The following is a 25,834-nucleotide window of genomic DNA, read 5'->3' on the forward strand; positions in this document are numbered from 1 at the left end:
CGACACACCAACGAAGGAGTCAACGATGACCCGGATCAGTGTCCACGTCGACGGTGTCGAGTACACCGACGACGTCGAACCACGCACCCTGCTGGTGCACTACCTGCGCGAACGGCTCGGCAAGACCGGGACGGTGGTGGGGTGCGACACGAGCAGCTGCGGCGCCTGCACCGTCCACCTCGACGGGTCGAGCGTGAAGTCCTGCACGGTGCTCGCCGTCCAGGCCGACGGCACGTCGGTCGACACCGTGGAGGGTCTGGCGAAGGACGGTGAGCTGCACCCGATGCAGCAGGCCTTCACCGACTGCCACTCGCTGCAGTGCGGCTACTGCACGCCGGGGATGATCATGGCCTCCCTCGACCTGCTCAAGGACAACCCCGACCCCACCGAGGAGGAGATCCGCACCGGGCTCGAGGGCAACCTCTGCCGCTGCACCGGGTACCAGAACATCGTGCGCGCCGTGCAGCAGGTGGCGGGGGGTGACCGGTCATGACCGCCGTCGACGACCAGCCCACGAGCACCACCTCGGAGATCGGCGCCTCGCGCACGCGCAAGGAGGACCGCCACCTCGTCACGGGGCGGACCACCTGGGTGGACAACATGATCCTGCCGGGCATGGTCCACCTGGCCATCCTGCGCAGCCCGATGGCCCACGCGAAGATCACCTCGGTCGACGTCGGTGACGCCCGCACGGCCCCCGGGGTCCTCGGCGCGTGGTCGGGCAAGGACTTCGCCGACGTCCAGGGCGACCTGCCCTGCGCCTGGCCGGTCACGCCCGACATGGTCAACCCCGGCGCGCCGTCCCTGGCCGTCGACCAGGTCAACTTCGCCGGGGACGCGGTCGCCGTCGTCGCCGCCCGGACGCCCGGCGAGGCGGTCGACGCGCTCGAGGAGATCGACGTCGACTACGAGCCGCTGCCTCCGGTCCTCGACCTCGAGGCCGCACTCGCCGACGGGGCAGACCTCGTCCACGAGTCCGCGGGCACCAACAAGTCCTACACGTGGGAGCTCGACTCCGCGGCCGCCGGCTCCGGCGGCTCGGTCGAGGACGCGGCCCGGGACGCCGAGGTGACGGTCAAGCGACGCTTCGTCCAGCAGCGCCTCAGCCCCGGCTTCATGGAACCGCGCTCGGTCGTCGTCCAACCGGTCGACGACGCGATCACCGTCTGGTCGAGCACGCAGATCCCGCACATCCTGCGCACGATGCTCGGTCTGACCCTGGGCATCCCGGAGCACAAGGTCCGGGTCGTCGCGCCCGACGTCGGGGGTGGCTTCGGCGGCAAGATCACGATCACCCCGGAGGAGGTCATCACCACGCTGGTGGCCCGCGCGCTCGGTCGACCGGCGAAGTACACCGAGTCCCGGTCGGAGTCGATGGCGGCCGCCCACCATGGTCGCGGTCAGATCCAGGACCTCACCATCACCGCCACCCGCGACGGGAAGGTGACCGGGCTGGACGTCCACCTCATCGCCGACATGGGCGCCTACCTCCGGCTGCTCACCCCGGGCGTGCCGGTGCTCGGGGCCTTCATGTTCCCCGGCATCTACAAGTTCCCCGCCTACCGCTTCCGGTGCGACGGGGTCTTCACGACGAAGGTCCCCACCGACGCCTACCGCGGCGCGGGACGGCCGGAGGCCACCTTCGGGGTCGAGCGGATCATGGACGAGCTCGCGGCCGAGCTGGAGATGGACCCGCTCGAGCTGCGGCGCAAGAACTGGATCACCCACGAGGAGTTCCCCTTCACCACCGTCGCCGGCCTCACCTACGACTCCGGCAACTACGAGGCGGCGACCGAGAAGGCGCTCGAGCTCGCCGGCTGGGAGGAGCTGAAGGCCGAGCGGGCCCGGCGCCGCGAGAGCAACGACCCCGTCCAGCTCGGCCTGGGCATCTCGACCTTCACCGAGATGTGCGGCCTGGCGCCCTCCCGCGTCCTCGGCTCCCTCGACTACGGCGCCGGCGGCTGGGAGAGCGCATCCGTACGGGTGCTGCCGACCGGCAAGGTCGAGGTCGTCACCGGGATCAGCCCGCACGGGCAGGGACACGTCACCGGGTTCAGCCAGATCGTCGCCGACCGCCTGGGGGTGCCCTTCGATGACATCGAGATCATCCACGGCGACACCGAGAGCTCGCCGAAGGGACTGGACACCTACGGGTCCCGTTCGTTGACGGTCGGTGGTGTCGCCGTCGTCCAGGCGGTCGACAAGGTGATCGAGAAGGCCCGCAAGGTCGCGGCGCACATGATGGAGGCCAACGAGGACGACCTGGAGTACGCGGACGGGAAGTTCACCGTCGCGGGTGCCCCGGGCTCGTCGGTCCCCTTCGGCGACATCGCCTTCGCGGTGTTCACCGCGCACGACCTTCCCGAGGGCATGGAGCCCACGCTCAACTCGGAGGCCACCTACGACCCGGGGAACTTCTCCTTCCCCCACGGCACGCACCTGTGCGCGGTCGAGGTGGACACCGAGACGGGGCACGTCGCACTGCGCACCTACGCCTGTGTCGATGACATCGGGACCGCGATCAACCCGATGCTCATCGACGGCCAGGTGCACGGCGGACTCGCACAGGGGATCGCCCAGGCGCTGTTCGAGGAGGCGATCTACGACGACGACGGCAACCTCGTCACCGGCACCTTCGTCGACTACACGTTGCCCTCGGCGGCGGACCTGCCCTCCTTCCGGACCGGCCGGACGGTGACCCCGTCCACCGACAACCCCTTGGGGGTCAAGGGGGTGGGCGAGGCCGGCGCCATCGCCTCGACACCCGCGGTGGTCAACGCCGTCGTCGACGCGTTGCGGCCGTGGGGCATCACCGACATCACGATGCCGTGCACGCCCGAGCGGGTGTGGCGCGCGATCCAGGACCACGCCGGTTCGGAAGGAGCAGCCCGATGATCCCGTCCCAGTTCGACTACGTGGCACCGCAGACGGTCGAGGAGGCGCTCGCGGCGCTCGCCGAGCACGGTGACGAGGCCAAGGTCCTGGCCGGTGGCCAGAGCCTGCTGCCGATCCTGCGGCTGCGGATGAACACCCCCGAGACGGTCATCGACCTGGGGCGCATCCCCGGGTTGCGCGACATCGCCGACGACGGCGACAGCATCGTCCTCGGCGCGATGGCCACCCACGACGAGGTGCGCAAGAACCCGCTCGTCAGCGAGCACGCCAAGTTGCTGTCGGTGACGCTCGCCGAGGTGGCCGATCCGCAGATCCGGCACCGCGGCACGCTCGGCGGGGCCCTGGTGCACGCCGACCCCGCGGGGGACATCGGTACGGCCGCACTGGCCCTCGACGCCCAGATGGTCGTCGTCGGTCCGAACGGGTCGCGCACCGTCGCGGCGCAGGACTTCTTCGTCGGTCTCTTCACCAGTGCGGTGGGCGAGGACGAGCTGCTCACGCAGATCCGCATCCCGAAGCACACCGGGTGGGGAGCCCACTACGAGAAGTTCGTCCGGCTCGAGCACCAGTGGTCGATCGTCGGGGTCGCCGCGACGGTCAGGGTCGAGGGCGGCACCATCGCCGATGCCCGGGTGGCGCTGACCAACATGGGGGCCACCCCCCTTCGCGCGCGGTCGGTGGAGCAGGCCCTCATCGGGCAGGCCCCCACCGCTGACGTCGTCCGCGAGGCGGCGACGAGGGCCGCCGACGGCACCGAGCCCCCCTCCGACCTCAACGGAGCAGCCGACTACCGACGGCACCTGGCCGGCGTCCTGACGCGCCGCGCCGTGCTCGCCGCAGCAGGAGTGTGAGTCATGGATCTGGAACACCAGTTCAGCGTCACCGCGCCCATCGACACCGCATGGGCCACGATGATGGACATCGAGGGGGTCGCCGAGTGCTTCCCCGGGGCCGCGCTGACCGCCGCGGACGGTGACTCCTTCGAGGGCACGGTCAAGGTCAAGCTCGGGCCGATCGCCATGGTCTACAAGGGCAGCGGGGCCTTCGTCGAGCGTGACGACGGCGCCCACCGGGCCGTCATCGAGGCCAAGGGCCGGGACAAGCGCGGCAACGGCACGGCCGGGGCCACGGTGACGATGAGCATGGTCGAGTCCGGCTCGGAGACCTCGGTCACCGTCGTCACCGACCTCAACGTCACCGGCAAGCCCGCGCAGTTCGGACGGGGTGTCATGCAGGACGTCTCCGACAAGCTGCTGGGGCAGTTCGTCGACTGCCTGTCCACCAAGGTCGGCGCTCCGGCGTCCCCCGGCTCGGCGGACTCACTGGAGGAGTCCGCCCCGGCGGGTGGCGACGCCGCGGCGCCGGCCGCCCCGGCTGCCCCGGGCGGCGCCGAGCCGGCGGGGGAGGCGCCCGGAAGCGATGCCGGGCCGCCCCCCGCCGCTGCGGCGATGCCGGCCTCCGCGGTGGCGGGCGCCGCTGCCGCCTCGGGTCGGCCACCCGCGGCAGCCTCGCCACCTCCGGCGGCCGGCCCGCCTCCGGTGGGCGTGACCGATGCCCCGCCCAGCCGGAGCGGCTCTGAGAGCACCGACGCGGCCGGCGCGGGGCGCGGCGGTGCCACCGACGCCCTCGACCTCGGCGCGGCGGTGGGGCCGGTCCTCCTGCGCACCTACGCGCCGTACGCGCTCGCGGCGGTCGCGGGACTCGTCCTCGGCTGGCTGCTCGGCCGTCGATCGGGTCAGGGCTGACGCGGCAGCGCCGTCGGGACCCGTCGCATCGGGGCCGTCCTCCGGGTGGAGGATGGCCCCGATGCGTCGACACAGGAGGACGTCCATGACCAGCACCGGAAGCGCCCCGTCCCGAGGCGATCGACTCGGTGGCCTGCCGTACACGCGACGGCACACCCGTCTCCTCGTCGGCTCGGGGGTCGGGTGGGCCCTCGACGCGATGGACGTCGGGCTGATCTCCTTCGTCATCGTCGTGCTCGCCGAGCAGTGGGGCCTGACCACGGGGGAGAGGTCGTGGATCGTCACCATCGGCTTCATCGGGATGGCGATCGGCGCCACGCTCGGCGGGCGGCTGGCGGACCGGTTCGGCCGCCGGGCGGTCTTCGCGACGACCCTGGTCGTCTACGGCCTGGCCACCGGCGCCTCCGCACTCGTGGGCGGGATGGCGCTCTTCATGGTCCTGCGGTTCTTCGTCGGCCTGGGGCTCGGTGCGGAGCTGCCCGTGGCCTCGACGCTCGTGAGCGAGCTGTCCCCGACGCGCATCCGCGGCCGTCTCGTCGTCGCCCTCGAGTCCTTCTGGGCCGTGGGGTGGATCCTCGCCGCGGTCATCGGCTTCTACGTCATCCCCCACGGGGACGACGGCTGGCGGTGGGGGCTGGCCTTCGGCCTGGTCCCGGCCGTCTACGCCCTCGTCGTGCGCTACGGCCTGCCCGAGTCCGCCGCGTGGCTGGAGAGCCGCGGCCGCCACGAGGAGGCCGAGGAGGTCGTGCGCGGCTTCGAGAAGTCCGCGGGCATCGAGCCGGGGACGGTCGCGAGGGCGAAGGGGGAGCCGGCCCCGGTCGATGCCGTGACCGCAGCGCACGGGCTGTGGTCGGCCGCGCTGCGGCGGCGCACCGCGGGCATCTGGATCGTGTGGTTCGGGGTGAACTTCGCCTACTACGGCGCCTTCCTGTGGATCCCGTCGCTGCTCGTCGCCCGCGGCCACGACGTGACGACGTCCTTCATGTACACGCTGATCATCACGCTGGCCCAGCTGCCGGGCTACGCCCTCTCCGCGGTCCTCATCGAGGTGTGGGGGCGGCGGGCGACGCTCGCGGCCTTCCTCGTCGGCTCCGCCGTCTCCGCGTGGTTCTTCGGCCAGTCCGACTCGGTGACCTCGATCATCGTCGCCGGCTGCGCCCTCTCCTTCGCCAACCTCGGCGCCTGGGGCGCGCTCTACGCCATCACCCCGGAGATCTACCCGACCGCGGTGCGCGGGTCGGGCGCCGGCGCGGCGGCCGGCTTCGGGCGGCTGGCCTCCATCCTCGCGCCGCTGATGGTGCCCTTCCTCCTCGAGCGCGGGGGCGCGAGCGGCGACGTCCTCGTCTTCTCGATCTTCACCGCCGCCTTCGGCGTCGCGGCGGCAGCCACCTTCCTCCTGCCGGAGCTGCGGGGGCGGCAGCTGGCCGAGTGACCCGCTCCACCACTCTTGAAACCGGGTTCAGGTCTGTCTATGCTCCGAGGACACGACCTCGAGGGAGCGCGACATGGTGGCCGTACCGACAGTGACCGGGAGCATCGACTCCGCCGAGCTGGGCCGGGTGCTCGCGCACGAGCACATCTTCGTGCTGGGCGAGGAGTACCGGCAGAACTACCAGGACGACTGGGACGAGGACACCAAGGTGGCCGAGGCCGTCGAGGAGCTGGGGGCGCTGCCGTCCCTGGGCATCGACACCATCCTCGACCCGACGGTCCTCGGGCTCGGGCGCTACCTGCCCCGGGTCCAGCGCGTCGCCGAGCAGATCGACCTCAATGTCGTGGTGGCCACCGGGCTGTACACGTACAACGAGATCCCGTTCCAGTTCCACTACACCGGCCCGGGGCTGCTCTTCGACGTGCCGGAGCCCCTCACCGAGCTCTTCCTCAAGGACCTGCGGGAGGGGATCGCGGACACCGGCGTGCGTGCCGGCTTCCTCAAGTGCGCCATCGAGGAGCAGGGCCTCACCCCGGGGGTCGAGCGGGTCATGCGCGCCGTCGGCCAGGCCAGTGCGCAGAGCGGTGCCCCGATCACGGTGCACACCAACCCGCACACCGGGTCGGGACTCGTCGCCCAGCGGGTGCTCGCGGAGGAGGGGGCCGACCTGTCGAAGGTCGTCATCGGCCACTCCGGGGACACGACGGACATCGACTACCTCACGAAGCTCGCGGACGCCGGCTCCTACCTCGGCATGGACCGCTTCGGCCTCGACGTGCTGCTGCCCTTCGAGGACCGGGTGGCGACCGTCCTGGAGCTGCTGCGGCGTGGCTACGCGGAGAAGATGGTGCTCGCGCACGACGCGTCGTGCTTCATCGACTGGTTCGACCCCGAGGCCAAGCGCCAGACCGTCCCCCGGTGGAACTACCGCCACATCAGCGAGGACGTCATCCCCGCCCTCCTCGAGGGCGGCGCCAGCGAGCAGGACATCGAGACGATGCTCGTGACCAACCCGCGGGCGTACTTCGAGCGGTAGGCCGGATCAGCCCACGGAGTCCGCGAGCTCCACGACGCGACGAGTGAGGATCCGCGCCTCCTCGGGCTGGTACTCGCCGAGGGAGGGGTCGTTGAACATGTGGCCCTCACCCTGGTACTCGACGTAGGTGAACTCGCCGCCGGCCCGCTCCACGTCGTCCTGGAGCCGCTCGTCGATCGTGGCGTCGAGCTGGCGGTCCTCCTCGTGGAAGGGATCGCCGGCCGTGACGTGCACCTGGCCGGCCACCCCGGGCGGCCACGTCGCATCCAGGTGCTGCATCGGGATGCCACCGCCGACCATCACGACGACCCGGGCGGTGTCGGGGCACTGGGCGGCCACCCACTGGGCGATGGCCGCACCGACCGAGAAGCCGACGGCGACGAAGGGGGCACCGACCCCCTTCGCCGCCTCCAGGCCGCGGGCCCGCAGGGCCTCCTCGCCGATCTCCTTGGTGCGGGCCATGCCGCTGGGATAGTCCTCGAAGGTCTGCCCGTCGTACGGGTCGACGGTCGTGACGTCGTGGCCGGCGCCGGTCAGGGCGTCGGCGAGGTCGGTGACGCCCCGGCGCACACCGAGGACGGACGGGAAGAGCAGTACGTGAGCCATGTCACCACGCTAGAGCAGGCCGGTGACACCCGTCAGCGGCCGAAGACCGGCGGGCGCTTCTCCACGAAGGCGCTCACGGCCTCGACGTGGTCCTCGGTCAGGCCGCACTCCTTGTGGCGCGGCACCTCCGCGCGCATCGCCTCCGAGAGGGTCTGGAAGGGCACCTCGCGCAGGTTCTGCTTCAGGTGCGCCAGCGCCAGCGCCGGCCCGTCGGCCAGCCGTCGAGCCACCTCGTGGGTGCGCTCCGCCAGCTCGTCCTCGGGCACCAGCTGGTTGACCAGCCCGAGGTCGAGACAGGCCGGCCCGTCCAGGCGCGGGTTGAGCAGGAGCAGCTCCCGTGCCCGCGCCGGCCCGACGAGCTGGTGGAGGAACCACGCCACGCCGAAGTCCCCAGACAGGGCCACGGTGGCGAAGGCCGTGGCCATGACGGTCCGCGGGGTGCCGATGCGCAGGTCCGCGGCGAAGGCCAGGCCGAGGCCGGCGCCCGCGGCCGCGCCGGGGAGGGAGGCCACGACCGGCTTGGGGAAGGCGTGGATCCGACCGACGGTCATCTCCTGGTGGCGCACCTGCTCGGCCACGGCCGCGGGGTCCACCTCGCTGGCACCGCCCCCTTCGCCGCCGTCGGCATCGAACTGCTGCACGTCCCCGCCCGCGCAGAACGCGCGCCCGGCGCCGGTGAGGACCAGCGCCCGCACCCGCGGGTCGTCGGCGTCCTCCTGCAGCAGCTCGCCGAGTCCCTCGATCATCGGCCCGGACATGGCGTTGCGCCGCTCCGGCCGGTTGAGGGTGATGGTGGCGACCCCGTCGGTGAGGTCGTGCAGCACGTGGTCGGTGTCGGTCATGGGAGCTCCTCGGGTGTGGAAGGGGGTGGGTGGTCGCGAGCGGGTCAGCGGCGGGTGCGTAGGGACGGGGCGAAGGCGGCGGCGGCCGCGAGGGGGAGGACGACGAGCGTCAGCAGGGCGCCGGCCAGACCGATCTGCGCACCGAGGCCGCCGACGGTCGCTGCACCGAGGCTGCCCCCCATGAGGAAGACGAGGGTGAGCAGCCCGAGGGCACCACCGCGGGTGCGGACCGGGACGGAGTCGGCGACGAGCGTGGTCATGGCCGGCTGCCCCAGGCCGAAGGAGAGCATGAGGAGGAGCGTCGCGAGCACGAGCAGGGGGCCGGAGACCAGGGCCACGCCGCCGGTGGCCAGCACGAGCGCGAGGGCGGTGCCGAGCGTCGCGAGGAGCTGGCCGCGGGCGGGGCCGAAGCGCACGAGCGCCGGCCCGTTGACGCGGGGGGCCACGATGCCCAGGGCCGCGCACGGGACGAGCAGCAGGCCGATCTGCACACCGGTCCACCCGTGGGCGGTCAGCGCCGTCGGGATGGCCACGAGCATGCCGAACCACGCCGACGGCAGGCTCACGGCCGTGAGCAGGCTCCGGCGTGCGCCGGGGTCACCGATGAGGGCCGCCTGCACGATGCCGTCCGGGTGCCGGCGCGACCGCAGGACCGCCACCGGGGCCGCGGTGACCAGGGCGAGGAGGCCGATGAGGGCCGGGACGGGTCCGAGCGTGGCCCACTGCAGGGCCAGGACGGCCCCGGTCGCCGCGATCGCGACGAGCACGGCACCGGGCGCGTCGATGGTCGCGCCGGCCTGCCGTCGGGTCGGCAGGTCGCCCCACAGCAGCGGCATCACGAGGAGGGCGGCGAGGGGGATGGCCACCACCGGCCGCCACCCGAGCGGCTCGACGAGCATGGCCCCGATGACCGGGCCGAGGGCGTTGACGGTGGCCCCGACCCCGGCGTAGGTGGCCATCGCCCGGGCCCGTGCGTCCCCCTCGAAGAGGGCCTGCACGGCCGCCAGCGTCAGGGCCGGCACGGCGGCGGCGCCGAGCCCCTGCAGGGTGCGTGCGGCGATGAGTGCCGGCAGGTTGCCGGCGAGCGCACCGGCGCAGGCGGCGGCCACCATGACCGACAGTCCGAGCGCCAGGGGTGCCCGGATGCCGAAGATGTCGCCGAGCCGGCCGAAGACCGCGCTGCCGACGGCCAGGGCGAGGGAGTAGCAGCTGACGACGAGCGCGGCCCGACCCGCGGTGACGTCCAGGTCCGTCACGATGGTCGGCAGCGCCACGGCGACCGCGGCACTACCCAGGCCGGTCACGCCGAAGAGGACCGCCAGGCCGGTCGCCACGGCGCCACGCACCTCGGTCCGGCCGGACGCCAGCTCCGCCACATCGCCTCGATCCGCACTTGAATATGAATCAGAGTTCAAGTATACAGTCCCCACACGCTTTTGTCCGAGGAGGGGGAGTCGCATGAGCTCACCATCATCGCCCGAGGCGCCGGCGAGCGGGGCGGGCGGTCCGCTGTCGGGCATGCTCATCGACTTCGGCGGAGTGCTCACCACGCCGATCGCCGATGCGTTCGGTGCCCTGGGTGCCGAGGCCGGGCTGGCGCCCGGCGACGCGCTGTCGCTGCTCGCCCGCCACGAGGGGGCCCGCGTCGCGCTCCGCGAGCACGAGGAGGGCCGTCTGGACGACGAGGGCTTCGAGGACGCCTTCGCGCAGGCGCTCACCGAGGCGGGTGGCCGGCTGGAGGCCCGCGGGCTGCTGGCGCGCATCGCGGCGCGCCTGCAGCTGGACGAGGCCATGATCGAGCTGGTCCGGGAGGTGCGCCGCCGGGACGTCCCGGTGGCACTCGTGTCCAACTCCCTGGGGCGTGACTGCTACGCCCGGGTCGACCTCGACGAGCTCTTCGACGTCACCGTGATCTCGGGACGGGTGGGCGTGCGCAAGCCCTCGCGGCGCATCTACGCCATCGCCTGCGAGCAGCTCGGTCTGCCGCCGCAGGAGTGCGTGCTCGTCGACGACCTCGAGCACAACCTCGTCGGCGCGGCGCGCCTGGGCATCACCGGGGTCCACCACCGGCACGCGGGCGAGACGGCGCCGCGCGTGCGCGAGCTGCTCGGCCTCCCTTCGCCCGCGGCCGCCGCCCCATGACCCAGCACCACCCCCACCAGCCAAGCCAACCAAGGACGGTTCCGATGTTCGATCTCAGTGAGCGTGGTCAGGAGTACCGCGACAAGCTGCTCGCCTTCATGGACGAGCACGTCTACCCCGCCGAGTCGGTCTACCGCGAGCAGATGACTGCCGCCGGCGACCCCAACCACCACCCCCAGGTGCTCGAGGACCTCAAGGCCGAGGCGCGCAGCCGGGGCCTGTGGAACCTCTTCCACCCCCACCCGGAGTGGGGGCCGGGCCTGACCAACTTCGAGTACGCGCACTTGGCCGAGATCACCGGGCGCAGCCTGGAGCTCGCTCCCGAGGCGATCAACTGCAACGCCCCGGACACCGGCAACATGGAGGTGCTCACCCTCTTCGGGACCGAGGAGCACAAGGAGAAGTACCTCAAGCCGCTCCTCGCCGGCGAGATGGCCTCGGCCTTCGCGATGACCGAGCCGGCCGTCGCCAGCTCGGACGCGACGAACGTCGAGACGCGCATGGTCCGCGACGGCGACGAGTACGTCATCAACGGCCGCAAGTGGTGGACCTCCAACGCCCTGCACAAGAACTGCAAGGTCATGATCGTCATGGGCAAGACCGACCCGGACGCCCCGACCCACCGGCAGCAGTCGATGATGGTCGTGCCGATCGACACCCCGGGGGTGAGGATCGAGCGTGGCCTGCCGGTCTTCGGCTACATGGACCGCGAGGGCCATGCCGAGGTGACCTTCACCGACGTGCGCGTGCCCGTCGAGGCCCTCCTGGCCGGCGAGGGTGACGGCTTCATGATCAGCCAGGCCCGTCTCGGGCCCGGCCGCATCCACCACTGCATGCGGGCCATCGGCGTGGCCGAGCGCGCCCTGGACCTGATGATCGACCGGGCGCAGAGCCGCACGACCTTCGGCGAGCCGATCGCCAACCGTGCCAACATCATGGACTGGGTGGCCGAGTCGCGCATCGAGATCGAGATGGCCCGCCTGCTCACGCTCAAGGCCGCGCACATGATGGACACCGTCGGCAACAAGGTGGCCCGCACGGAGATCGCCGCGATCAAGGTCGCCGCCCCCAACGTCGCGCTCAAGGTGATCGACCGGGCCATCCAGGTGCACGGTGGAGGCGGCGTGAGCGACGACTTCCCGCTGGCGATGTGGTACGCACACATGCGTACGCTGCGTCTCGCGGACGGGCCCGACGAGGTGCACAAGATGACCATCGCGCGTCGCGAGTACCGGCGGCGCAGCCCCGAGTGGGGCAAGAAGAAGTAGAACGGCCGGACGAAGGAGACGCGATGCAGAATGCGAGCGACGGCACCGTGACCGAGGGACTGGACCCGCAGGCCATGTCGAGCTGGCTCGAGGGCCTGGGGATCGGCTTCGAGCCGCCCGTGACCTTCGAGCGGGTGGGCCTGGGCCAGTCCAACCTCACCTATCTCGCGACGGATGCGAAGGGGGAGCGGCTCGTCCTGCGGCGGCCACCCCTGGGTGAGCTGCTCGCCTCCGCGCACGACGTGGCGCGGGAGCACCGCATCCTCTCGGCGCTGCAGGGGAGCGATGTCCCCCTGCCGGTCGTGCACGGGCTGTGCGAGGACCCGGCCGTCACGGACGTGCCCGTGCTCGTCGTCTCCTTCGTCGAAGGCGCGGTCCTCGACGACCGCGCCGACGCCGAGGAGCTCACGCGACAGGCCCGCCACCGCGTCGGGTTCTCCCTCGTCGAGACCCTCGGGCACATCCACGCGGTCGACCTCGAGGAGGTCGGCCTGTCGGACCTGGCCAGCCACAAGCCCTACGGCGCCCGGCAGCTGCGCCGGTGGTCCCGTCAGTGGGACCTGTCGAAGACGCGTGAGCTGCCCGAGCTCGAGCGGCTCACGGAGCGGCTCACCGCACTCGATCCCGGGCCCGGCGAGATCACCCTCGTCCACGGGGACAGCCACCTGCGCAACGTGATCATCGACCCGCAGGAGGCCGGTGTGCGCGCCATCCTCGACTGGGAACTGTGCACACTCGGGGACCCGCTCGCCGACCTGGGCACCCTCCTGGCCTACTGGCCGCAGCCCGGGGACCCGCCGTCGATGCGCTTCGACGCCTCGATGGTCCCGGGCTTCGCCACGCGCTCCGAGCTCGTCGAGCACTACGCGCAGGTCACCGGTCGGGACGTCTCGGCAGTACCCTTCTGGAACGCGCTCGGCCTGTGGAAGCTGGCGATCATCCTCGAGGGGGTGCGCCGGCGGCAGCAGGACGATCCGCGCAACCTGACCGCAGCCGGGGCGATCCCGGCCTCGGCGGTCGACGAGATCGTCGTGTGCGGGCACAGCGTCCTGGACCGGGAAGACTGAGGTGACCGCCATGCCGAGCGAGAGCGAGAGCGCTCCCACCGAGGCCCCCGCCCTCGTCGACCCCCAGAAGCTGGGCACGCAGCCGCAGACGGCCCGTGGCGAGCGGACCCGCGCCGCACTGATCGCCGCGGCCCGCACGGTCTTCGAGCGGGACGGGTACGTCGACTCGCGGCTCGTCGACATCGCGGCCGAGGCGAAGTGCTCGATCGGCAGCTTCTACACGTGGTTCGACAGCAAGGACGAGGTCTTCGCCGCGGTGCTGCACGAGGCCCAGAGCGAGATGCTCCACCCCGGCACGGGGCGCATGGAGAGCGTGGACGACCCCGTGGAGATCATCGGGGCGAGCAACCGCGCCTACTTCGAGGCCTACCGGCGCAATGCCCGGCTCAACCAGCTGCTCCTGCAGGTGGCGGCGGTGGACCCCCGGTTCCGGCAGATGCGCAAGGCGCGCGCCGACGCCTTCGTCACCCGCAACGCCCGGGCCATCGCCGACCTGCAGAGGCGGGGCCTGGCCGACCGGAAGATCGATGCCAAGCTCGCCGCGATGGCGCTGTCCGGGATGATCTCGCGACTGGCCCAGGACGTCTTCATCGGTGACTACGCGCCCGAGCCCGTCGACGAGCTGGTCGAGGCGGCGACCCGGATGTGGACCAACGCCCTGGGCCTGACCACGCCGGAGCTGCGCGCCGACTGACCCCGCCGGCCCCCCCCGAATATCGGGTCACCCGAGAAACCCCCGCTTCGCAGGAGTTCGATACTCCTGCGAAGCGGGGGTTTGTCATGCAGAGCCGGGCGAAGGGGGGGGATCACCGGGCGATGGTGACCCCACCGTCGACGGTCAGGGTGCTGCCGACGACGTAGTCCCCGGCGGCGGAGGCGAGGTAGACGGCCGCGGCGGCCATGTCCTCCGGGCGGCCGATGCGGCCGGAGGGGATGTGCGCGCTGACCTCCTCGGAGTTGTCGCGGGCGTCCTTGTTCATGTTCGAGGCGAAGGCCCCCGGCGCGATGGCGCTGACGACGATCCCCTCCGGAGCCAGTCGCACACCCATCCGCTTGGTGAGGTGGATGATGCCCGCCTTGCTCGCGTGGTACGAGTACGTCTCCATCGGGTTGAGGGAGAGCCCGTCGATCGAGCCGATGTTGATCACCTTGGCGAGGTGCCCGCCGCGCTCGTGGCCGGCGAGGAGGAGGTCCTTGGCGGCCTGGGTGAGGAAGAAGGGCGTCTTGACGTTGAGGTCCATGACCTTGTCCCAGCCGTCCTCGGGGAACTCGTCGAAGGGCGCACCCCAGGCCGCGCCGGCGTTGTTGACGAGGATGTCGAGGTGGTCCTCGTGCGTGCGGAAGGCCTCGAGCAGCGCGGCGATCCCGTCGGTGGTCGAGACGTCGACCGGGAGCGCCACGCAGCGGCCCGGCCCGTACTGCTCCGACAGCTCGGCCGCGGTGGCCTCGCAGGCCTCGGCCTTGCGGGCGGTGATGTAGACCCGGGCGCCCTGGCAGAGCAGGCCCTCGGTGATCATCCGGCCGATGCCGCGGGAGCCGCCGGTGACGAGGGCGACGCGGCCGTCGAGGGAGAAGAGGGAGGGGATGTCCATGTGCAGGTCCTTGCGTCGGAGGGGGTGCGTTGGGCCGACAGTAGCGATACTTGAATTCCGATTCAAGATATAGTTGAGGTCGGATTCATGTTGTGGGAGGGTGACGGCGACCGTCCATCCCACCATCGGCAGGAGATCCCATGAGCTGGTCGTCGCAGGAAGTACGTCTGGCCCAGCGGCCGCAGGGTCGACCGGATGCGAGCACCTGGCAGCTCGCCACCACCGAGGTCCCCGAGCCCGGTCCGGGTGAGTTCGTCGTGCGCATCGACCTCGTCTCCCTCGACCCGGCGATGCGCGGCTGGCTCAACGACGTGCGCTCCTACGTGCCGCCCGTCGGCATCGGCGAGGTCATGCGTGCCTTCGCGGCCGGGGAGGTCATCGCCTCCGAGCACGAGGACTTCGCCGTCGGTGACGCGGTCAGCGGCACCTTCGGCGTGCGGGAGCACGTGCTCTCCGACGGGAAGGGGGTGTCGAAGCTCGACCTCGACGTCGCCCCGATGGCCACCTGGCTCGGTGCGCTCGGGATGCCCGGCATGACGGCCTACTTCGGTCTCGAGGACGTCGGTCGCGCGCAGCCGGGGGAGACCGTGCTCGTCTCGGCCGCCGCCGGTGCGGTCGGCAGCGTCGTCGCCCAGCTCGCCAAGGCGAAGGGGTGCCGCGTCATCGGTGTCGCCGGCGGCCCGGAGAAGGTCGCCTGGCTGCGTGAGCTCGGGCTGGACGAGGTCATCGACCGCAAGGAGGGCGACCTGCTGCGCCAGGTGCGTCGTGCGGCGCCCGACGGCGTGGACGTGTACTTCGACAACGTGGGTGGGGAGCTGCTCGACGCCGCCCTGGCCAACCTCGCCCGCGGCGCCCGCATCGCGATCTGCGGTGCCATCTCCACCTACAACGACGAGACGCTGGCCGAGGGGCCGCGGCGGTACATGGCCCTCCTCGTCTTCCGCGCGAGCATGCAGGGCTTCCTCGTCATGGACTACCTCGACCGCTACCCCGAGGGCATCGCGGCGATCTCGCAGCTGATCGAGCAGGACCGCCTCGTCGCCACCGAGACGGTGCTCGAGGGTGGCGTCGCCGGGTTCCCCGACGCGCTGCTCGGCCTCTTCGACGGGGTCAACACCGGCAAGCTGCTCCTCAAGGTCTGACCCACGAGGCGTCGAGGCGCCCATGCAGAGCATGGGACCCAGCCCGCGGGCGGCCTCGCACCTCAGCCAGCGTCCAACGAAAGGTTTCCCTGTGCGCGCCATCCACATCTCCTCCCTCGACGGGCCCGACGCGGTCGAGCTCGTCGACGTCCCGGAGCCGTCCGACGACTCCCAGGTGACGATCGCGGTCAAGGCGGCCGGCGTCGCCTTCCCCGAGCTGCTCCAGACCCGCGGCCTGTACCAGATGAAGCCCGACCTCCCCTTCGTCCCGGGGGCGGAGGTCGCCGGTGTCGTCGAGAGCGCCCCCGAGGGGAGCGGCTTCGCGCCGGGCGACCGGGTGGCGGCGCTCACGCTGCTCGGGGGCTTCGCGGAGAAGGCGCAGGCCAGCCCGGACCTCACCTTCCCCCTGCCGGACAACGTCGCCTTCGAGGAGGCGGCATCCTTCACCTTCAACTACGCGACCGTCTACTTCGCGCTCGTCGAGCGCGGCGGCCTCGCGGAGGGGGAGACCGTCCTCGTCCACGGCGCGGCCGGTGGCATCGGGACGGCCGCCATCCAGATGGCCAAGGCCTTCGGCGCCGGCCGCGTGATCGGCGTGGTCTCCACCGAGGCGAAGGGGGAGGTGGCGCGTGCCGCAGGGGCCGACGAGGTCGTCCTCGCCGACGACTTCCTCGCGACGATCGGGAAGTCCTCCGTCGACGTCGTCGTGGACCCGGTGGGCGGAGACCGGTTCACCGACTCCCTGCGCGCGCTCAAGGAGCACGGCCGGCTGCTCGTCATCGGCTTCACCGCCGGGGAGATCCCCACCGTCAAGGTCAACCGGCTGCTGCTGAACAACGTCGCGGTCGTCGGGGTCGGCTGGGGGGCGTTCGCCATGAGCCGTCCGGGCCACGTGCAGAAGGAGTGGGAGGCGATGCTCCCGCACCTGCGCAGCGGTGCCCTGCGGCCCGTCGTCGGGGCCACCCACGCGCTCGAGGCCGCGGCGACCGCGCTGACCTCCCTCGAGGGTCGTACGGTCACCGGCAAGGTCGTCCTGGTGCCATGACCCGCGCAGGACTGCCCTCCGCGGAGGAGGTCGCACAGCTCCCCGAGGTCTGCCGCACGATCGCCGGCCCGGAGTGGGAGGACGGCAACGGCCACGTCAACGTCCAGCACTTCTACGGCTTCCACATCCTGGCGGCGGAGGGGGCGCTGCGCCGGATCGGGGTCGACGAGGAGTACCGCACGCTGCGGCGCCGCGGGGTCTTCAGCATGGAGCAGCACCTGCGATTCCACGACGAGGTGCACGTCGGCGAGGAGATCTCGGGCCACGTGCGGTGGCTGGATCGTGGCGAGAAGGTCTTCCACGGGATCTCCGTCGTGGTCAACCACTCGACCGGTCGGATCGCCAACACCCTCGAGGTCGTCGAGGGACACGTCGACCTCCGCAGCCGCCGGCTGGCTCCCTTCCCCGAGGAGCTCGCGGAGGCGATCGACGCCGAGGTGGCCCGCCATCGGGCACTGACGTGGCAGCTGCCGCTCGCGGGCGCGATGGGCGTGCGCCGCTGACGCGCACCCCCTTCCCCCCGCTCGCAAGAGCCTAAGCAGTTGCGAACGGGGGGCGGCCGGGGTGTCGCAAGAGCCTAGGCAGTTGCGAACCGGGGGGCGGCTCAGACGCTGAAGCGACCGATCGAGTTGGCGATGAGGATCGGCTTGTCGATGCCGTCCGCCTCGACGGTCAGCTTGGTGACGACGTTGACCTGGCCGGGGGCGGTCTCCTCGACCGAGGTCACCTCCGCGCGCATCCGGATGCGCGAGTCCACCGGCAACGGGTGGAGGAAGCGGATCCGGTCGTAGCCGTAGTTGAGGCTGTGCGTGAAGCCGTCGAACGCCATCAGCTCCTCGAAGAAGGCCGGCGTGCGCGACAGGCTGTACAGGCCGTGCGCGATCGTCGAGCCGAAGGGGGAGTCCGCGGCCCGCGCTGGGTCCACGTGGATCCACTGGTGGTCCCCGGTGAGGTCGGCGAAGCCGTCGATCGCGGCCTGGTCGACGACGTGCCACTCGGTGGGGCCGAGCTCGACGCCGACGAGGTCCTTGAGGTCCTGCACGGAGGTCGGGCGGTACTGCGCGGTCTGGGTCACGGTGAGCTCCTTCGATCACGAATCGGTCGCTGTGAAACTAGTTGAACTTGAAGGCGGGTTCAAGTAGGTTCGGAGCAATCGGACATCGAGACCACAGGAGTTCTCACATGACCACTGACCAGCAGCGCGTCGCCGTCGTCACCGGCGCGGCACGGGGCATCGGAGCCGGCGTCGCCCGCCGTCTCGCCGCGGACGGGATGGCCGTCGCCGTCCTCGACCTCGACGAGTCGGCCTGCGTGCCCGTCGTCGACGACATCACCGCCGCCGGGGGCCGGGCCCTCGCCGTGGGCGCGGACGTCTCCGACCCGGAGCAGGTCGAGGCCGCGGTGCGCCGCGTCGCCGAGGAGCTCGGGGCCCCCACGGTCCTGGTCAACAACGCCGGCATCATCCGCGACAACCTGCTGTTCAGGATGAGCGTCGAGGACTGGGACTCCGTCATGGCGGTGCACCTGCGCGGCGCCTTCCTCATGAGCAGGGCCTGCCAGGCCCACATGACCCAGGCGAAGTACGGCCGGATCATCAACCTCTCGTCCACGTCCGCCCAGGGCAACCGTGGGCAGGTCAACTACTCCGCGGCCAAGGCCGGCATGCAGGGCTTCACCAAGACCCTGGCCATCGAGCTCGGGAAGTTCGGGGTCACCGCGAACGCGATCGCCCCCGGGTTCATCGAGACCGAGATGACCGCGGAGACCGCGGCCCGGATCGGCATCAGCTTCGACGACCTCAAGGCCAACGCCTCGGCGCAGGCCGCGGTCGCCCGCACCGGCACCCCGGAGGACATCGCCCACGCCGCCTCCTTCTTCGCCAGCGAGGGCGCCGGCTTCACCACCGGTCAGGTCCTCTACGTCGCCGGCGGGCCCTGCGACTGATGGCGCCCGCGATGCAGATCAAGGACACCGTCGCCGTCGTCACCGGAGCGGCCGGGGGCATCGGCGCGGCGCTGGCCGAGGCCCTCCTGGCGGGTGGCGCCCGGGTCGTCGTCTCGGACGTCGACGAGCAGCGGCTCGCCGGGACGGCCGAGCGGCTGGGGGCGGTCGCCGTCGCAGGTGATGCCTCCAGCGACGCGGACATCGCCGCGATGATCGCGGCTGCCGAGGAGCACTTCGGCCCGGTCGACCTCTTCTTCGCCAATGCCGGTGTCGGCGACGGCTCCGGCCTGGCGGCGGACGACGAGCAGTGGCAGCGGGCGCTCGACGTCAACCTCCTCGCCCACGTGCGCGCCGCCCGTCAGCTCGTGCCCGGCTGGGTCGAGCGGGGGAGGGGCTACTTCGTCTCCACCGCCTCGGCCGCCGGGCTGCTCACGCAGATCGGCTCGGCCACCTACTCGGCGTCCAAGCACGGCGCCGTCGGTTTCGCCGAGTGGCTCGCGGTGACCTACGGCGACGACGGCGTCGGGGTCAGCTGCCTGTGCCCGATGGGGGTCGACACCGACATGCTCCGGTCCGGGATGACCTCGGCGGGTGGCGAAGGGGGGAAGGTCGCCGCCGCGGCGGTGACCGGCGCCGGTGAGGTGCTCGCCCCCGGTGACGTGGCCGAGCAGGTCCTCCGGGCCGTCGAGGAGGGCACCTTCCTCATCACCCCGCACGCCGACGTCCGCGAGTTCCTCCGGCGCAAGGTCGACGACCACGACCGGTGGATCCGCGGGATGCAGCGTTACCAGCGACAGCTGAAGGAGAACTCGTGATGGACAACGCCGTCCGCCTGGTCTGGAGCTGGGCCGAGCAGACCCCCGATGCCCTCGCCCTGCGCGAGGGGGACCGGTCGTGGACCTACGCGCAGCTGCGTGAAGGGGTCCGCGGCGCCATGGCCGAGCTGGCCGCGCGCGGCGTGGGCAGCGGTGACCGGGTGCTCGTCGTCCTCCCGACGAGTGCCGAGTTCGTCCTGACCTACCACGCGGTGCTCGCCCTCGGCGCGACCGCAGTGACCGTCAACCCGCTGTGCACAGAGCGGGAGCTGGGCCACTTCGTCGACGATGCCGGGTGCTCCTTCGCCCTGGGCTGGCAGGAGGACGCCGCCGCGGTCACGGCCACCGCCGAGTCCGCCGGCATCCCGCTGTGGCTGCTCGGGCCGGGCGGCGTCACGCCCGGTGGGGACGTCGAGCCCGCCCGCGTCGCGAGCGACGACGCCGCGGTGCTGCTCTACACCTCGGGCACGACCGGCGCGCCCAAGGGGGCCGTGCTGACCCACGGCAACCTCCTGGCCTGCGGTGCGGCGCTGGCCGAGGCGCTCGACCAGACGTCCGATGACCGGATGGGTACCGCCCTTCCGCTCTTCCACGTCTTCGGCCAGGCGGCGGTGATGCTGACCTGCTTCACCATCGGCGCCTCGCTCTCCCTGCAGCGCCCCTTCGACCCCGCGGCGTTGCTGCGGATGGCGGCGGACCAGCGGCTGACCGGGCTCGCGGGCGTACCGACGATGTGGAACGCGATGCTCCACGCCGAGACGGACGTGACCGCGGAGGACCTCGCCGACCTGCGGCTGGCCTGCTCGGGCGGCGCCGCGCTGCCCCTCGAGGTCTCCAAGGCCTTCAAGGACCGGTTCGGGGCGCTCGTCCTCGACGGCTACGGCCTGAGCGAGACGGCGGGCGCCTCGACGTTCAACCGTGCGAAGCACCCGCGCAAGGAGATGAGCGTCGGTCGGGCCCTCCCGGGCAGCAAGCTCGCCATCTTCGACGAGGACCGGAACCCGCTGGCGCCGGGCGAGGTCGGCGAGGTCGCGATCAGCGGACCCTTCGTCATGCGCGAGTACTGGAACCGACCCGAGGCGACCGAGGCGGTACGGCACGGTGAGTGGTTCCTCACCGGCGACATCGGTCGGATGGACGAGGACGGCGACCTGTGGATCGTCGACCGCAAGAAGGACCTGGTCATCCGTGGCGGGTACAACGTCTACCCGCGCGAGATCGAGGAGGTCCTCTACGGGCACCCGGACATCCGCGAGGTGGCCGTCGTCGGGGTGCCCGACGCGCGGCTCGGTGAGGAGATCGCCGCGGTGGTCTCGCCGCAGCCGGGCGCCCACGTCGACCCCGCCGAGCTGCGTGCCTGGCTCGAGGAGCGGGTCGCGGCCTACAAGGTCCCGCGCATCTACCAGCTCGTCGAGGAGCTGCCGAAGGGCGCGACCGGCAAGATCCTCAAGCGCGGGTTGGACCGGGAGTCCATCGTCGCCTCCGGTGACCGCCCGTCCCGGGCCGACACCTCCACCCACTGACCGAAGGGAGCGAGCCGTGGACTTCGCACCGGACACCCGGACCCTCGAGCTGCGCGAGCAGCTCACCGCCTTCATGGACGAGCACGTCTACCCGATCGAGGCGACCTACCAGGAGCAGCTCGACGACGCACCCGACCGGTGGTCACCGCCACCGGTCATCGAGCCGGCCAAGGAGGCCGCCCGCAGCCAGGGACTGTGGAACCTCTTCCTCCCCGGGGAGGAGGGCGCCGGTCTGACCAATCTCCAGTACGCGCCCCTGTGCGAGGTCCTCGGGCGCAGCCTGCACATCGCCCCCGTCGCCACGAACTGCGCAGCACCGGACACCGGCAACATGGAGGTGCTGCACATGTTCGGCACCCCGGAGCAGAAGGAGCAGTGGCTGCGGCCCCTCCTCGACGGCGAGATCCGCTCGGCCTTCGCCATGACCGAGCCGCGGGTGGCCAGCTCCGACGCCACCAACATCGAGACCTCGATCGTGCGCGACGGCGACGAGTACGTCATCAACGGCCGCAAGTGGTACATCTCCGGCGCGATGAATCCCAACGCCAAGGTCCTCATCGTCATGGGCAAGACCGACCCGTCCGCGGACCGGCACCGCCAGCAGTCGATGATCCTCGTGCCGCGGGACACCCCCGGTGTCGACGTGCGTCGCGGCATGAAGGTCTTCGGCTACGACGACCGCGACCACGGCGGGCACGCGGAGATCGACTTCACCGACGTGCGCGTCCCCGTGGGCAACCTCATCGGCGAGGAGGGCAGCGGCTTCGCCATCGCCCAGGCCCGCCTCGGCCCGGGGCGCATCCACCACTGCATGCGCCTGATCGGCATCGCCGAGCGGTCCCTCGAGCTGATGGTCGCGCGTGCGTCCGAGCGCGTGGCCTTCGGCAAGGCACTGTCCGAGCAGGGTGTCGTCCGTGACTGGATCGCCGAGTCCCGGGTGCGCATCGAGCAGCTGCGGCTGCTCACCCTCAAGGCGGCCTGGCTCATGGACACCGTGGGCAACAAGGGCGCCCACACCGAGATCCAGGCGATCAAGATCGCCGCGCCGAGCACCGTGGAGTGGATCCTCGACAAGGCCGTCCAGGTGCACGGGGCCGGTGGCCTCAGCCAGGACTTCCCGGTCGCGGAGTGGTACGCCCAGGTGCGCACCCTGCGCTTCGCCGACGGACCCGACGAGGTCCACAAGAATGCCCTTGCCCGACACGAGATCCGGAGGTTGAGCACACATGCCTGATCAGCAGCAGAGTCCTGATCTGCGGCAGCGGGTCGACGAGCTCCTTGCGAGCCACGACCCCGCGACCACCGAGCCGAGCGAGTTCCTCGGCGCCCGATTCGACGCCGGCCTCGCCTGGGTCCACTTCCCGGAGGGGAAGGGGGGACTCGGCCTGTCCCGTGGACGCCAGGAGGAGGTCGACGCCCTCCTCGAGGAGGCGGGCGCCCCGGGGCCGGACCTCGGCCGCAACAGCATCGGTCTCGGCATGGCCGCACCGACGATGGTGGCCTTCGGCACCGAGGAGATGCAGCAGCGTTACCTGCGGCCGCTGTTCACCTGCACCGACATCTGGTGCCAGCTCTTCAGCGAGCCCGGCGCCGGCTCCGACCTGGCGGCCGTCGCGACCCGCGCCGTCCCCGACGGCGACGAGTGGGTCGTCGACGGGCAGAAGGTGTGGACCTCCGGGGCGCACAACGCCGACTTCGCCATCCTCGTGGCCCGTACCGACACCTCGGTCCCCAAGCACGCCGGCCTGACCTACTTCATCGTCGACATGACCGACCCCGGGATCGAGATCCGCCCCCTTCGCCAGATCACGGGCGAGGCCGAGTTCAACGAGGTCTTCCTCTCCGGGGTGCGCATCCACGACCGCAACCGGGTCGGGGCCGTCGGTGAGGGGTGGAAGGTCGCGACGACGACGCTGAACAACGAGCGCGTCGCCATCGGCGCCGGCAACGACCGCGAGGCCGGGCAGATCGGTCTGGTGGCCGAGCGCTGGCGCCGCGACCCCTCCGTGCGCACCGCCGGCAACCACACCGAGCTGATGCAGTGGTGGGTCGAGACGGAGGTGACCCGCCTGGCCGGGGAGCGCCTGCGCCAGGGCCTCGAGGCCGGCCAGCCCGGCCCGGAGAGCTCGGCGATGAAGCTTGCCTTCGCCCACCAGGCGCAGCAGGTGACCGGGTTCGCCCTCGAGCTCGCGCCCGAGGAGGGGCTGACCTACCACGACTGGACCATGGTGCGCCCCGAGGGCGGCTCCTTCCTCGGCCACGGCCCCGGCTTCCGCTACCTGCGGGCCAAGGGCAACTCCATCGAGGGCGGCACCAGCGAGATCATGCGCAACATCGTCGCCGAGCGCGTGCTCGGCCTCCCCCCGGAACACCGCCCCGACAAGGGCATCCCCTTCAAGGACGTGCCGCGATGACCGATCTGCTCTACACCGACGTCGAGGAGTCCCTGCGATCCAGCGTCCGGTCCACCCTCCAGCGCTCCCTCGACGAGGGGCTGGCCGCGCGCCTGTACGACGAGCCGGGCACCGACGTCAGCGCGGTCTGGCAGGCGCTCGCCGGCCAGATCGGCCTGGCCGGTCTGCTCGTGCCCGAGTCGCTCGGCGGCGTCGGCGCCGGCCCGCGCGAGGCGGCCGTCGTCCTCGAGGAGCTCGGTCGCACCGTCGCGCCGACGCCGTTCCTCACCAGCGCCGTCATCGCCACCACCGCGCTGCTGGCGGCCGGTGACGAGACGCACCTGCCCGCGCTGGCCGCCGGTGAGCGCACCGCCGCGCTCGTCCTGCCGTGGACGGCGCGTCGCGGCGCGTGGTCGCCCGTGCAGGGGAGCGCCGAGCCGGTCGCCGGTGCGTTGACCGCGGATCTTTTCGTCGTGCCGACCACGGGCGAAGGGGGAGTGACCTCCCTTCGCGCGTACGAGCCGGGTGACGTCGAGCTGGAGGCGATCACCTCGCTCGACATGACCCGCCCGCTCGCCCGCGTCACCGTGCGCGGCGAGGGGAGCGAGATCGCCTCCGGGCAGGCGGCCGAGGCCGCGGTCGACGCAGCCCTGGCCGCCGGTGCCGCGCTGCTGCCCTCCGAGCAGCTCGGCCTGGCCCAGTGGTGCCTCGAGACGACCGTGGAGTACGCGAAGACGCGCGTGCAGTTCGCGCGGCCGATCGGCTCCTTCCAGGCGATCAAGCACCGCCTGGCCGACCTCTACCTGCTCCTCGTCAACACCCAGGCCGCCGCCCGGTACGCCGCCGGGACCCTCGCCGACGACGACCCCGACCAGCACGTGGCCCAGGCGCTCGCCCAGGCCTTCTGCGGCGACGCCGCGGTGCGCGCCGCGGAGGAGGCCCTGCAGCTGCACGGGGGGATCGGCATGACGTGGGAGCACCCGGTGCACACTCGACTCAAGCGGGCCAAGTCCGACCAGCTCGCCCTCGGCACCCCGGAGCGGCACCGCGCCGACCTCGCCGGGCTCGTCGACCTCCCCGCCCACTGACCACATCTTCACCACACCAGGAGTGACCACCATGCGCGAAGCAGTCATCGTCTCCACCGCCCGCACCCCGATCGGGCGCGCCTACCGCGGCGCCTTCAACGACACCCAGGCCCAGGAGCTCATCGGGCACGCCGTCCGCCACGCCGTCGAGCGCTCCGGCGTCGAGTGCGGCCAGATCGAGGACGTCATCATCGGCGCCGCGCTCCAGCAGGGCTCGACGGCCATGAACATCGGCCGGCAGGCCGCGCTGCGGGCCGGGCTGCCCGTCACCGTCGCGGGCATGTCCGTGGACCGGCAGTGCGCGAGCGGCCTCATGGCCATCGCCACCGCCGCCAAGCAGGTCGTCCTCGACGGCCAGCAGGTCGCCGTCGGCGGCGGCGTCGACTCAATCTCGCTCGTGCAGAACGAGCACATGAACACCTACCGCGCCCAGGACCCGTGGCTCGTCGAGCACGTGCCCGCGACCTACATGTCGATGCTCGAGACCGCGGAGGTGGTCGCCAAGCGCTACGGCGTCTCCCGCGAGCAGCAGGACGAGTACGCGCTGCAGTCCCAGCAGCGGACCGCCGCGGCCCAGGAGTCCGGGGCCTTCGACGACGAGATCGTGCCGCTGCCGTCGACGAAGCTGACCAAGGACAAGACGACCGGCGAGGTCGGCTCGGAGCAGGTCACGCTCGCCAAGGACGAGGGCAACCGCCCCGGGACGGCGATCGAGGACCTCGCCAAGCTGAACCCGGTGCTGGCCAAGGACGGCACCGAGGGCTTCTCGATCACCGCCGGCAACGCCTCCCAGCTGTCCGACGGTGCGTCCGCGGCCGTGGTCATGGAGGCGGAGGAGGCCGCGCGCCGCGGCCTGACCCCGCTCGGCGCCTTCCGCGGGATGGCCGTCGCCGGGGTGGAGCCCGACGAGATGGGCATCGGTCCGGTCCGCGCCGTGCCGAAGCTGCTCAAGCAGCACGGCCTGACCGTCGACGACATCGACCTGTGGGAGCTCAACGAGGCCTTCGCCGTCCAGGCGCTCTACTGCCGTGACCACCTGGGCATCGACCCGGCGAAGTACAACGTCAACGGGGGCGCGATCTCCGTCGGCCACCCCTACGGGATGAGCGGCGCGCGGATGGCCGGCCACGTCCTCATCGAGGGCCGGCGCCGTGGCGCCCGCTACGGCGTGGTGACCATGTGCGTCGGCGGTGGCATGGGCGCCGCCGGTCTCTTCGAGATCTTCTGACCGACCCCGCCCGACCCCGGCCCGACCGCCG

The 25,834-nt window shown here is 71.9% G+C and carries 25 protein-coding genes; 20 read left to right on the top strand and 5 right to left on the bottom strand.

Annotated elements, in window-relative coordinates; translation table 11 throughout:
• Nucleotides 1–25: 25 nt before the first annotated feature.
• From O9K63_RS15165 to O9K63_RS15190, 6 genes are all read left to right on the top strand, one after another.
• Entirely contained in the window at nt 26–493 is a 468-nt protein-coding gene (locus tag O9K63_RS15165; protein ID WP_277239187.1) for a (2Fe-2S)-binding protein, read from the top strand.
• Nucleotides 490–2,895, top strand: coding sequence for a xanthine dehydrogenase family protein molybdopterin-binding subunit (locus O9K63_RS15170; RefSeq protein ID WP_277239189.1), 2,406 nt, complete (start codon nt 490–492; stop codon nt 2,893–2,895). The genes O9K63_RS15165 and O9K63_RS15170 overlap by 4 nt, the downstream gene beginning before the upstream one ends.
• A complete protein-coding gene (locus O9K63_RS15175) occupies nt 2,892–3,746 on the top strand; it encodes an FAD binding domain-containing protein (RefSeq protein WP_277239191.1) in 855 nt (284 codons plus the stop codon). The genes O9K63_RS15170 and O9K63_RS15175 overlap by 4 nt, the downstream gene beginning before the upstream one ends.
• Before the next feature lie 3 nt (nt 3,747–3,749).
• Entirely contained in the window at nt 3,750–4,640 is an 891-nt protein-coding gene (locus O9K63_RS15180; RefSeq protein WP_277239193.1) for an SRPBCC family protein, read from the top strand.
• Nucleotides 4,641–4,725: 85 nt separating this feature from the next.
• A complete protein-coding gene (locus O9K63_RS15185; protein ID WP_277239195.1) occupies nt 4,726–6,072 on the top strand; it encodes an MFS transporter in 1,347 nt (448 codons plus the stop codon).
• A gap of 73 nt (nt 6,073–6,145) precedes the next feature.
• Nucleotides 6,146–7,108, top strand: coding sequence for a phosphotriesterase family protein (locus O9K63_RS15190; protein WP_277239197.1), 963 nt, complete (start codon nt 6,146–6,148; stop codon nt 7,106–7,108).
• A 6-nt stretch (nt 7,109–7,114) separates the two neighbouring features.
• Here O9K63_RS15190 and O9K63_RS15195 read toward each other — a convergent pair whose 3' ends face one another.
• The 3 genes from O9K63_RS15195 to O9K63_RS15205 are packed head-to-tail and all read right to left on the bottom strand — an operon-like array spanning nt 7,115 to nt 9,932.
• Nucleotides 7,115–7,714: a dienelactone hydrolase family protein gene (locus tag O9K63_RS15195; protein WP_277239199.1), complete on the bottom strand. Its 600-nt coding sequence runs from the start codon at nt 7,712–7,714 to the stop codon at nt 7,115–7,117.
• A gap of 32 nt (nt 7,715–7,746) precedes the next feature.
• On the bottom strand, nt 7,747–8,556 hold the full coding sequence (locus tag O9K63_RS15200; RefSeq protein WP_277239201.1) for an enoyl-CoA hydratase-related protein: 810 nt from the start codon (nt 8,554–8,556) through the stop codon (nt 7,747–7,749).
• A 44-nt stretch (nt 8,557–8,600) separates the two neighbouring features.
• Nucleotides 8,601–9,932 (bottom strand): MFS transporter, encoded by a 1,332-nt coding sequence (locus tag O9K63_RS15205; protein WP_277239203.1) that lies wholly within the window; start codon nt 9,930–9,932, stop codon nt 8,601–8,603.
• 82 nt (nt 9,933–10,014) lie between these two features.
• Here O9K63_RS15205 and O9K63_RS15210 point away from each other — a divergent pair, with 82 nt between their 5' ends.
• From O9K63_RS15210 to O9K63_RS15225, 4 genes are read left to right on the top strand one after another with little or no spacing between them, the layout of a single operon-like run.
• A complete protein-coding gene (locus tag O9K63_RS15210) occupies nt 10,015–10,698 on the top strand; it encodes an HAD family hydrolase (RefSeq protein ID WP_277239205.1) in 684 nt (227 codons plus the stop codon).
• A 44-nt stretch (nt 10,699–10,742) separates the two neighbouring features.
• Nucleotides 10,743–11,966, top strand: coding sequence for an acyl-CoA dehydrogenase family protein (locus tag O9K63_RS15215; RefSeq protein WP_277239206.1), 1,224 nt, complete (start codon nt 10,743–10,745; stop codon nt 11,964–11,966).
• Nucleotides 11,967–11,989: 23 nt separating this feature from the next.
• Nucleotides 11,990–13,033: a phosphotransferase family protein gene (locus O9K63_RS15220; protein ID WP_277239208.1), complete on the top strand. Its 1,044-nt coding sequence runs from the start codon at nt 11,990–11,992 to the stop codon at nt 13,031–13,033.
• Nucleotides 13,034–13,043: 10 nt separating this feature from the next.
• Entirely contained in the window at nt 13,044–13,727 is a 684-nt protein-coding gene (locus O9K63_RS15225) for a TetR/AcrR family transcriptional regulator (protein ID WP_277239210.1), read from the top strand.
• Between the two features lie 112 nt (nt 13,728–13,839).
• Here the strand turns inward: O9K63_RS15225 and O9K63_RS15230 are convergent, their stop codons facing one another.
• Nucleotides 13,840–14,625, bottom strand: coding sequence for an SDR family oxidoreductase (locus O9K63_RS15230; RefSeq protein ID WP_277239212.1), 786 nt, complete (start codon nt 14,623–14,625; stop codon nt 13,840–13,842).
• A gap of 140 nt (nt 14,626–14,765) precedes the next feature.
• On the opposite strand from O9K63_RS15230, the gene O9K63_RS15235 reads away from it, so the two are divergent.
• The 3 genes from O9K63_RS15235 (at nt 14,766) to O9K63_RS15245 (ending at nt 17,315) form a co-directional block, all read left to right on the top strand.
• Nucleotides 14,766–15,767, top strand: a complete 1,002-nt coding sequence (locus O9K63_RS15235; protein WP_277239214.1) for an NADP-dependent oxidoreductase — start codon at nt 14,766–14,768, stop codon at nt 15,765–15,767.
• 91 nt (nt 15,768–15,858) lie between these two features.
• Nucleotides 15,859–16,812, top strand: coding sequence for an NADPH:quinone oxidoreductase family protein (locus O9K63_RS15240; protein WP_277239216.1), 954 nt, complete (start codon nt 15,859–15,861; stop codon nt 16,810–16,812).
• Nucleotides 16,809–17,315, top strand: a complete 507-nt coding sequence (locus O9K63_RS15245; RefSeq protein ID WP_277239218.1) for a thioesterase family protein — start codon at nt 16,809–16,811, stop codon at nt 17,313–17,315. The genes O9K63_RS15240 and O9K63_RS15245 overlap by 4 nt, the downstream gene beginning before the upstream one ends.
• Nucleotides 17,316–17,416: 101 nt before the next feature.
• On the opposite strand, the gene O9K63_RS15250 is transcribed toward O9K63_RS15245, so the two are convergent.
• Nucleotides 17,417–17,887 carry a MaoC family dehydratase gene (locus O9K63_RS15250; protein ID WP_277239220.1) on the bottom strand — a complete coding sequence of 157 codons (471 nt, stop codon included), beginning with the start codon at nt 17,885–17,887 and terminating at the stop codon, nt 17,417–17,419.
• 107 nt (nt 17,888–17,994) lie between these two features.
• Here O9K63_RS15250 and O9K63_RS15255 point away from each other — a divergent pair, with 107 nt between their 5' ends.
• Genes O9K63_RS15255 through O9K63_RS15285 form a run of 7 tightly spaced genes read left to right on the top strand, consistent with a single transcriptional unit; the run spans nt 17,995 to nt 25,803 of the window.
• Nucleotides 17,995–18,756, top strand: coding sequence for an SDR family oxidoreductase (locus O9K63_RS15255; RefSeq protein ID WP_277239222.1), 762 nt, complete (start codon nt 17,995–17,997; stop codon nt 18,754–18,756).
• Nucleotides 18,756–19,571, top strand: a complete 816-nt coding sequence (locus O9K63_RS15260) for an SDR family oxidoreductase (RefSeq protein WP_277239224.1) — start codon at nt 18,756–18,758, stop codon at nt 19,569–19,571. Before O9K63_RS15255 ends, O9K63_RS15260 begins: the two co-directional genes overlap by 1 nt.
• The gene (locus O9K63_RS15265) at nt 19,571–21,094 is read left to right on the top strand and encodes an AMP-binding protein (protein WP_277239226.1); all 1,524 of its coding nucleotides are present in this window, start codon (nt 19,571–19,573) and stop codon (nt 21,092–21,094) included. Before O9K63_RS15260 ends, O9K63_RS15265 begins: the two co-directional genes overlap by 1 nt.
• A 16-nt stretch (nt 21,095–21,110) precedes the next feature.
• A complete protein-coding gene (locus tag O9K63_RS15270; protein ID WP_277239228.1) occupies nt 21,111–22,328 on the top strand; it encodes an acyl-CoA dehydrogenase family protein in 1,218 nt (405 codons plus the stop codon).
• Nucleotides 22,321–23,508 (top strand): acyl-CoA dehydrogenase family protein, encoded by a 1,188-nt coding sequence (locus O9K63_RS15275; RefSeq protein WP_277239230.1) that lies wholly within the window; start codon nt 22,321–22,323, stop codon nt 23,506–23,508. Before O9K63_RS15270 ends, O9K63_RS15275 begins: the two co-directional genes overlap by 8 nt.
• The gene (locus O9K63_RS15280) at nt 23,505–24,575 is read left to right on the top strand and encodes an acyl-CoA dehydrogenase family protein (protein ID WP_277239232.1); all 1,071 of its coding nucleotides are present in this window, start codon (nt 23,505–23,507) and stop codon (nt 24,573–24,575) included. The genes O9K63_RS15275 and O9K63_RS15280 overlap by 4 nt, the downstream gene beginning before the upstream one ends.
• A 31-nt stretch (nt 24,576–24,606) precedes the next feature.
• Nucleotides 24,607–25,803 carry an acetyl-CoA C-acyltransferase gene (locus O9K63_RS15285; RefSeq protein ID WP_277239234.1) on the top strand — a complete coding sequence of 399 codons (1,197 nt, stop codon included), beginning with the start codon at nt 24,607–24,609 and terminating at the stop codon, nt 25,801–25,803.
• Nucleotides 25,804–25,834: the final 31 nt, after the last annotated feature.

This window comes from Janibacter cremeus, from assembly GCF_029395675.1.
Lineage (GTDB): Bacteria > Actinomycetota > Actinomycetes > Actinomycetales > Dermatophilaceae > Janibacter > Janibacter cremeus_A.

Bases quoted from the DNA above. Each gene is read 5' to 3' on its own strand.
- O9K63_RS15165 (WP_277239187.1), top strand. From the start codon at position 26: ATGACCCGGATCAGTGTCCACGTCGACGGTGTCGAGTACACCGACGAC.
- O9K63_RS15170 (WP_277239189.1), top strand. From the start codon at position 490: ATGACCGCCGTCGACGACCAGCCCACGAGCACCACCTCGGAGATCGGC.
- O9K63_RS15175 (WP_277239191.1), top strand. From the start codon at position 2,892: ATGATCCCGTCCCAGTTCGACTACGTGGCACCGCAGACGGTCGAGGAG.
- O9K63_RS15180 (WP_277239193.1), top strand. From the start codon at position 3,750: ATGGATCTGGAACACCAGTTCAGCGTCACCGCGCCCATCGACACCGCA.
- O9K63_RS15185 (WP_277239195.1), top strand. From the start codon at position 4,726: ATGACCAGCACCGGAAGCGCCCCGTCCCGAGGCGATCGACTCGGTGGC.
- O9K63_RS15190 (WP_277239197.1), top strand. From the start codon at position 6,146: ATGGTGGCCGTACCGACAGTGACCGGGAGCATCGACTCCGCCGAGCTG.
- O9K63_RS15195 (WP_277239199.1), bottom strand. From the start codon at position 7,714: ATGGCTCACGTACTGCTCTTCCCGTCCGTCCTCGGTGTGCGCCGGGGC.
- O9K63_RS15200 (WP_277239201.1), bottom strand. From the start codon at position 8,556: ATGACCGACACCGACCACGTGCTGCACGACCTCACCGACGGGGTCGCC.
- O9K63_RS15210 (WP_277239205.1), top strand. From the start codon at position 10,015: ATGAGCTCACCATCATCGCCCGAGGCGCCGGCGAGCGGGGCGGGCGGT.
- O9K63_RS15215 (WP_277239206.1), top strand. From the start codon at position 10,743: ATGTTCGATCTCAGTGAGCGTGGTCAGGAGTACCGCGACAAGCTGCTC.
- O9K63_RS15220 (WP_277239208.1), top strand. From the start codon at position 11,990: ATGCAGAATGCGAGCGACGGCACCGTGACCGAGGGACTGGACCCGCAG.
- O9K63_RS15225 (WP_277239210.1), top strand. From the start codon at position 13,044: ATGCCGAGCGAGAGCGAGAGCGCTCCCACCGAGGCCCCCGCCCTCGTC.
- O9K63_RS15230 (WP_277239212.1), bottom strand. From the start codon at position 14,625: ATGGACATCCCCTCCCTCTTCTCCCTCGACGGCCGCGTCGCCCTCGTC.
- O9K63_RS15235 (WP_277239214.1), top strand. From the start codon at position 14,766: ATGAGCTGGTCGTCGCAGGAAGTACGTCTGGCCCAGCGGCCGCAGGGT.
- O9K63_RS15245 (WP_277239218.1), top strand. From the start codon at position 16,809: ATGACCCGCGCAGGACTGCCCTCCGCGGAGGAGGTCGCACAGCTCCCC.
- O9K63_RS15255 (WP_277239222.1), top strand. From the start codon at position 17,995: ATGACCACTGACCAGCAGCGCGTCGCCGTCGTCACCGGCGCGGCACGG.
- O9K63_RS15260 (WP_277239224.1), top strand. From the start codon at position 18,756: ATGGCGCCCGCGATGCAGATCAAGGACACCGTCGCCGTCGTCACCGGA.
- O9K63_RS15265 (WP_277239226.1), top strand. From the start codon at position 19,571: ATGGACAACGCCGTCCGCCTGGTCTGGAGCTGGGCCGAGCAGACCCCC.
- O9K63_RS15275 (WP_277239230.1), top strand. From the start codon at position 22,321: ATGCCTGATCAGCAGCAGAGTCCTGATCTGCGGCAGCGGGTCGACGAG.
- O9K63_RS15280 (WP_277239232.1), top strand. From the start codon at position 23,505: ATGACCGATCTGCTCTACACCGACGTCGAGGAGTCCCTGCGATCCAGC.
- O9K63_RS15285 (WP_277239234.1), top strand. From the start codon at position 24,607: ATGCGCGAAGCAGTCATCGTCTCCACCGCCCGCACCCCGATCGGGCGC.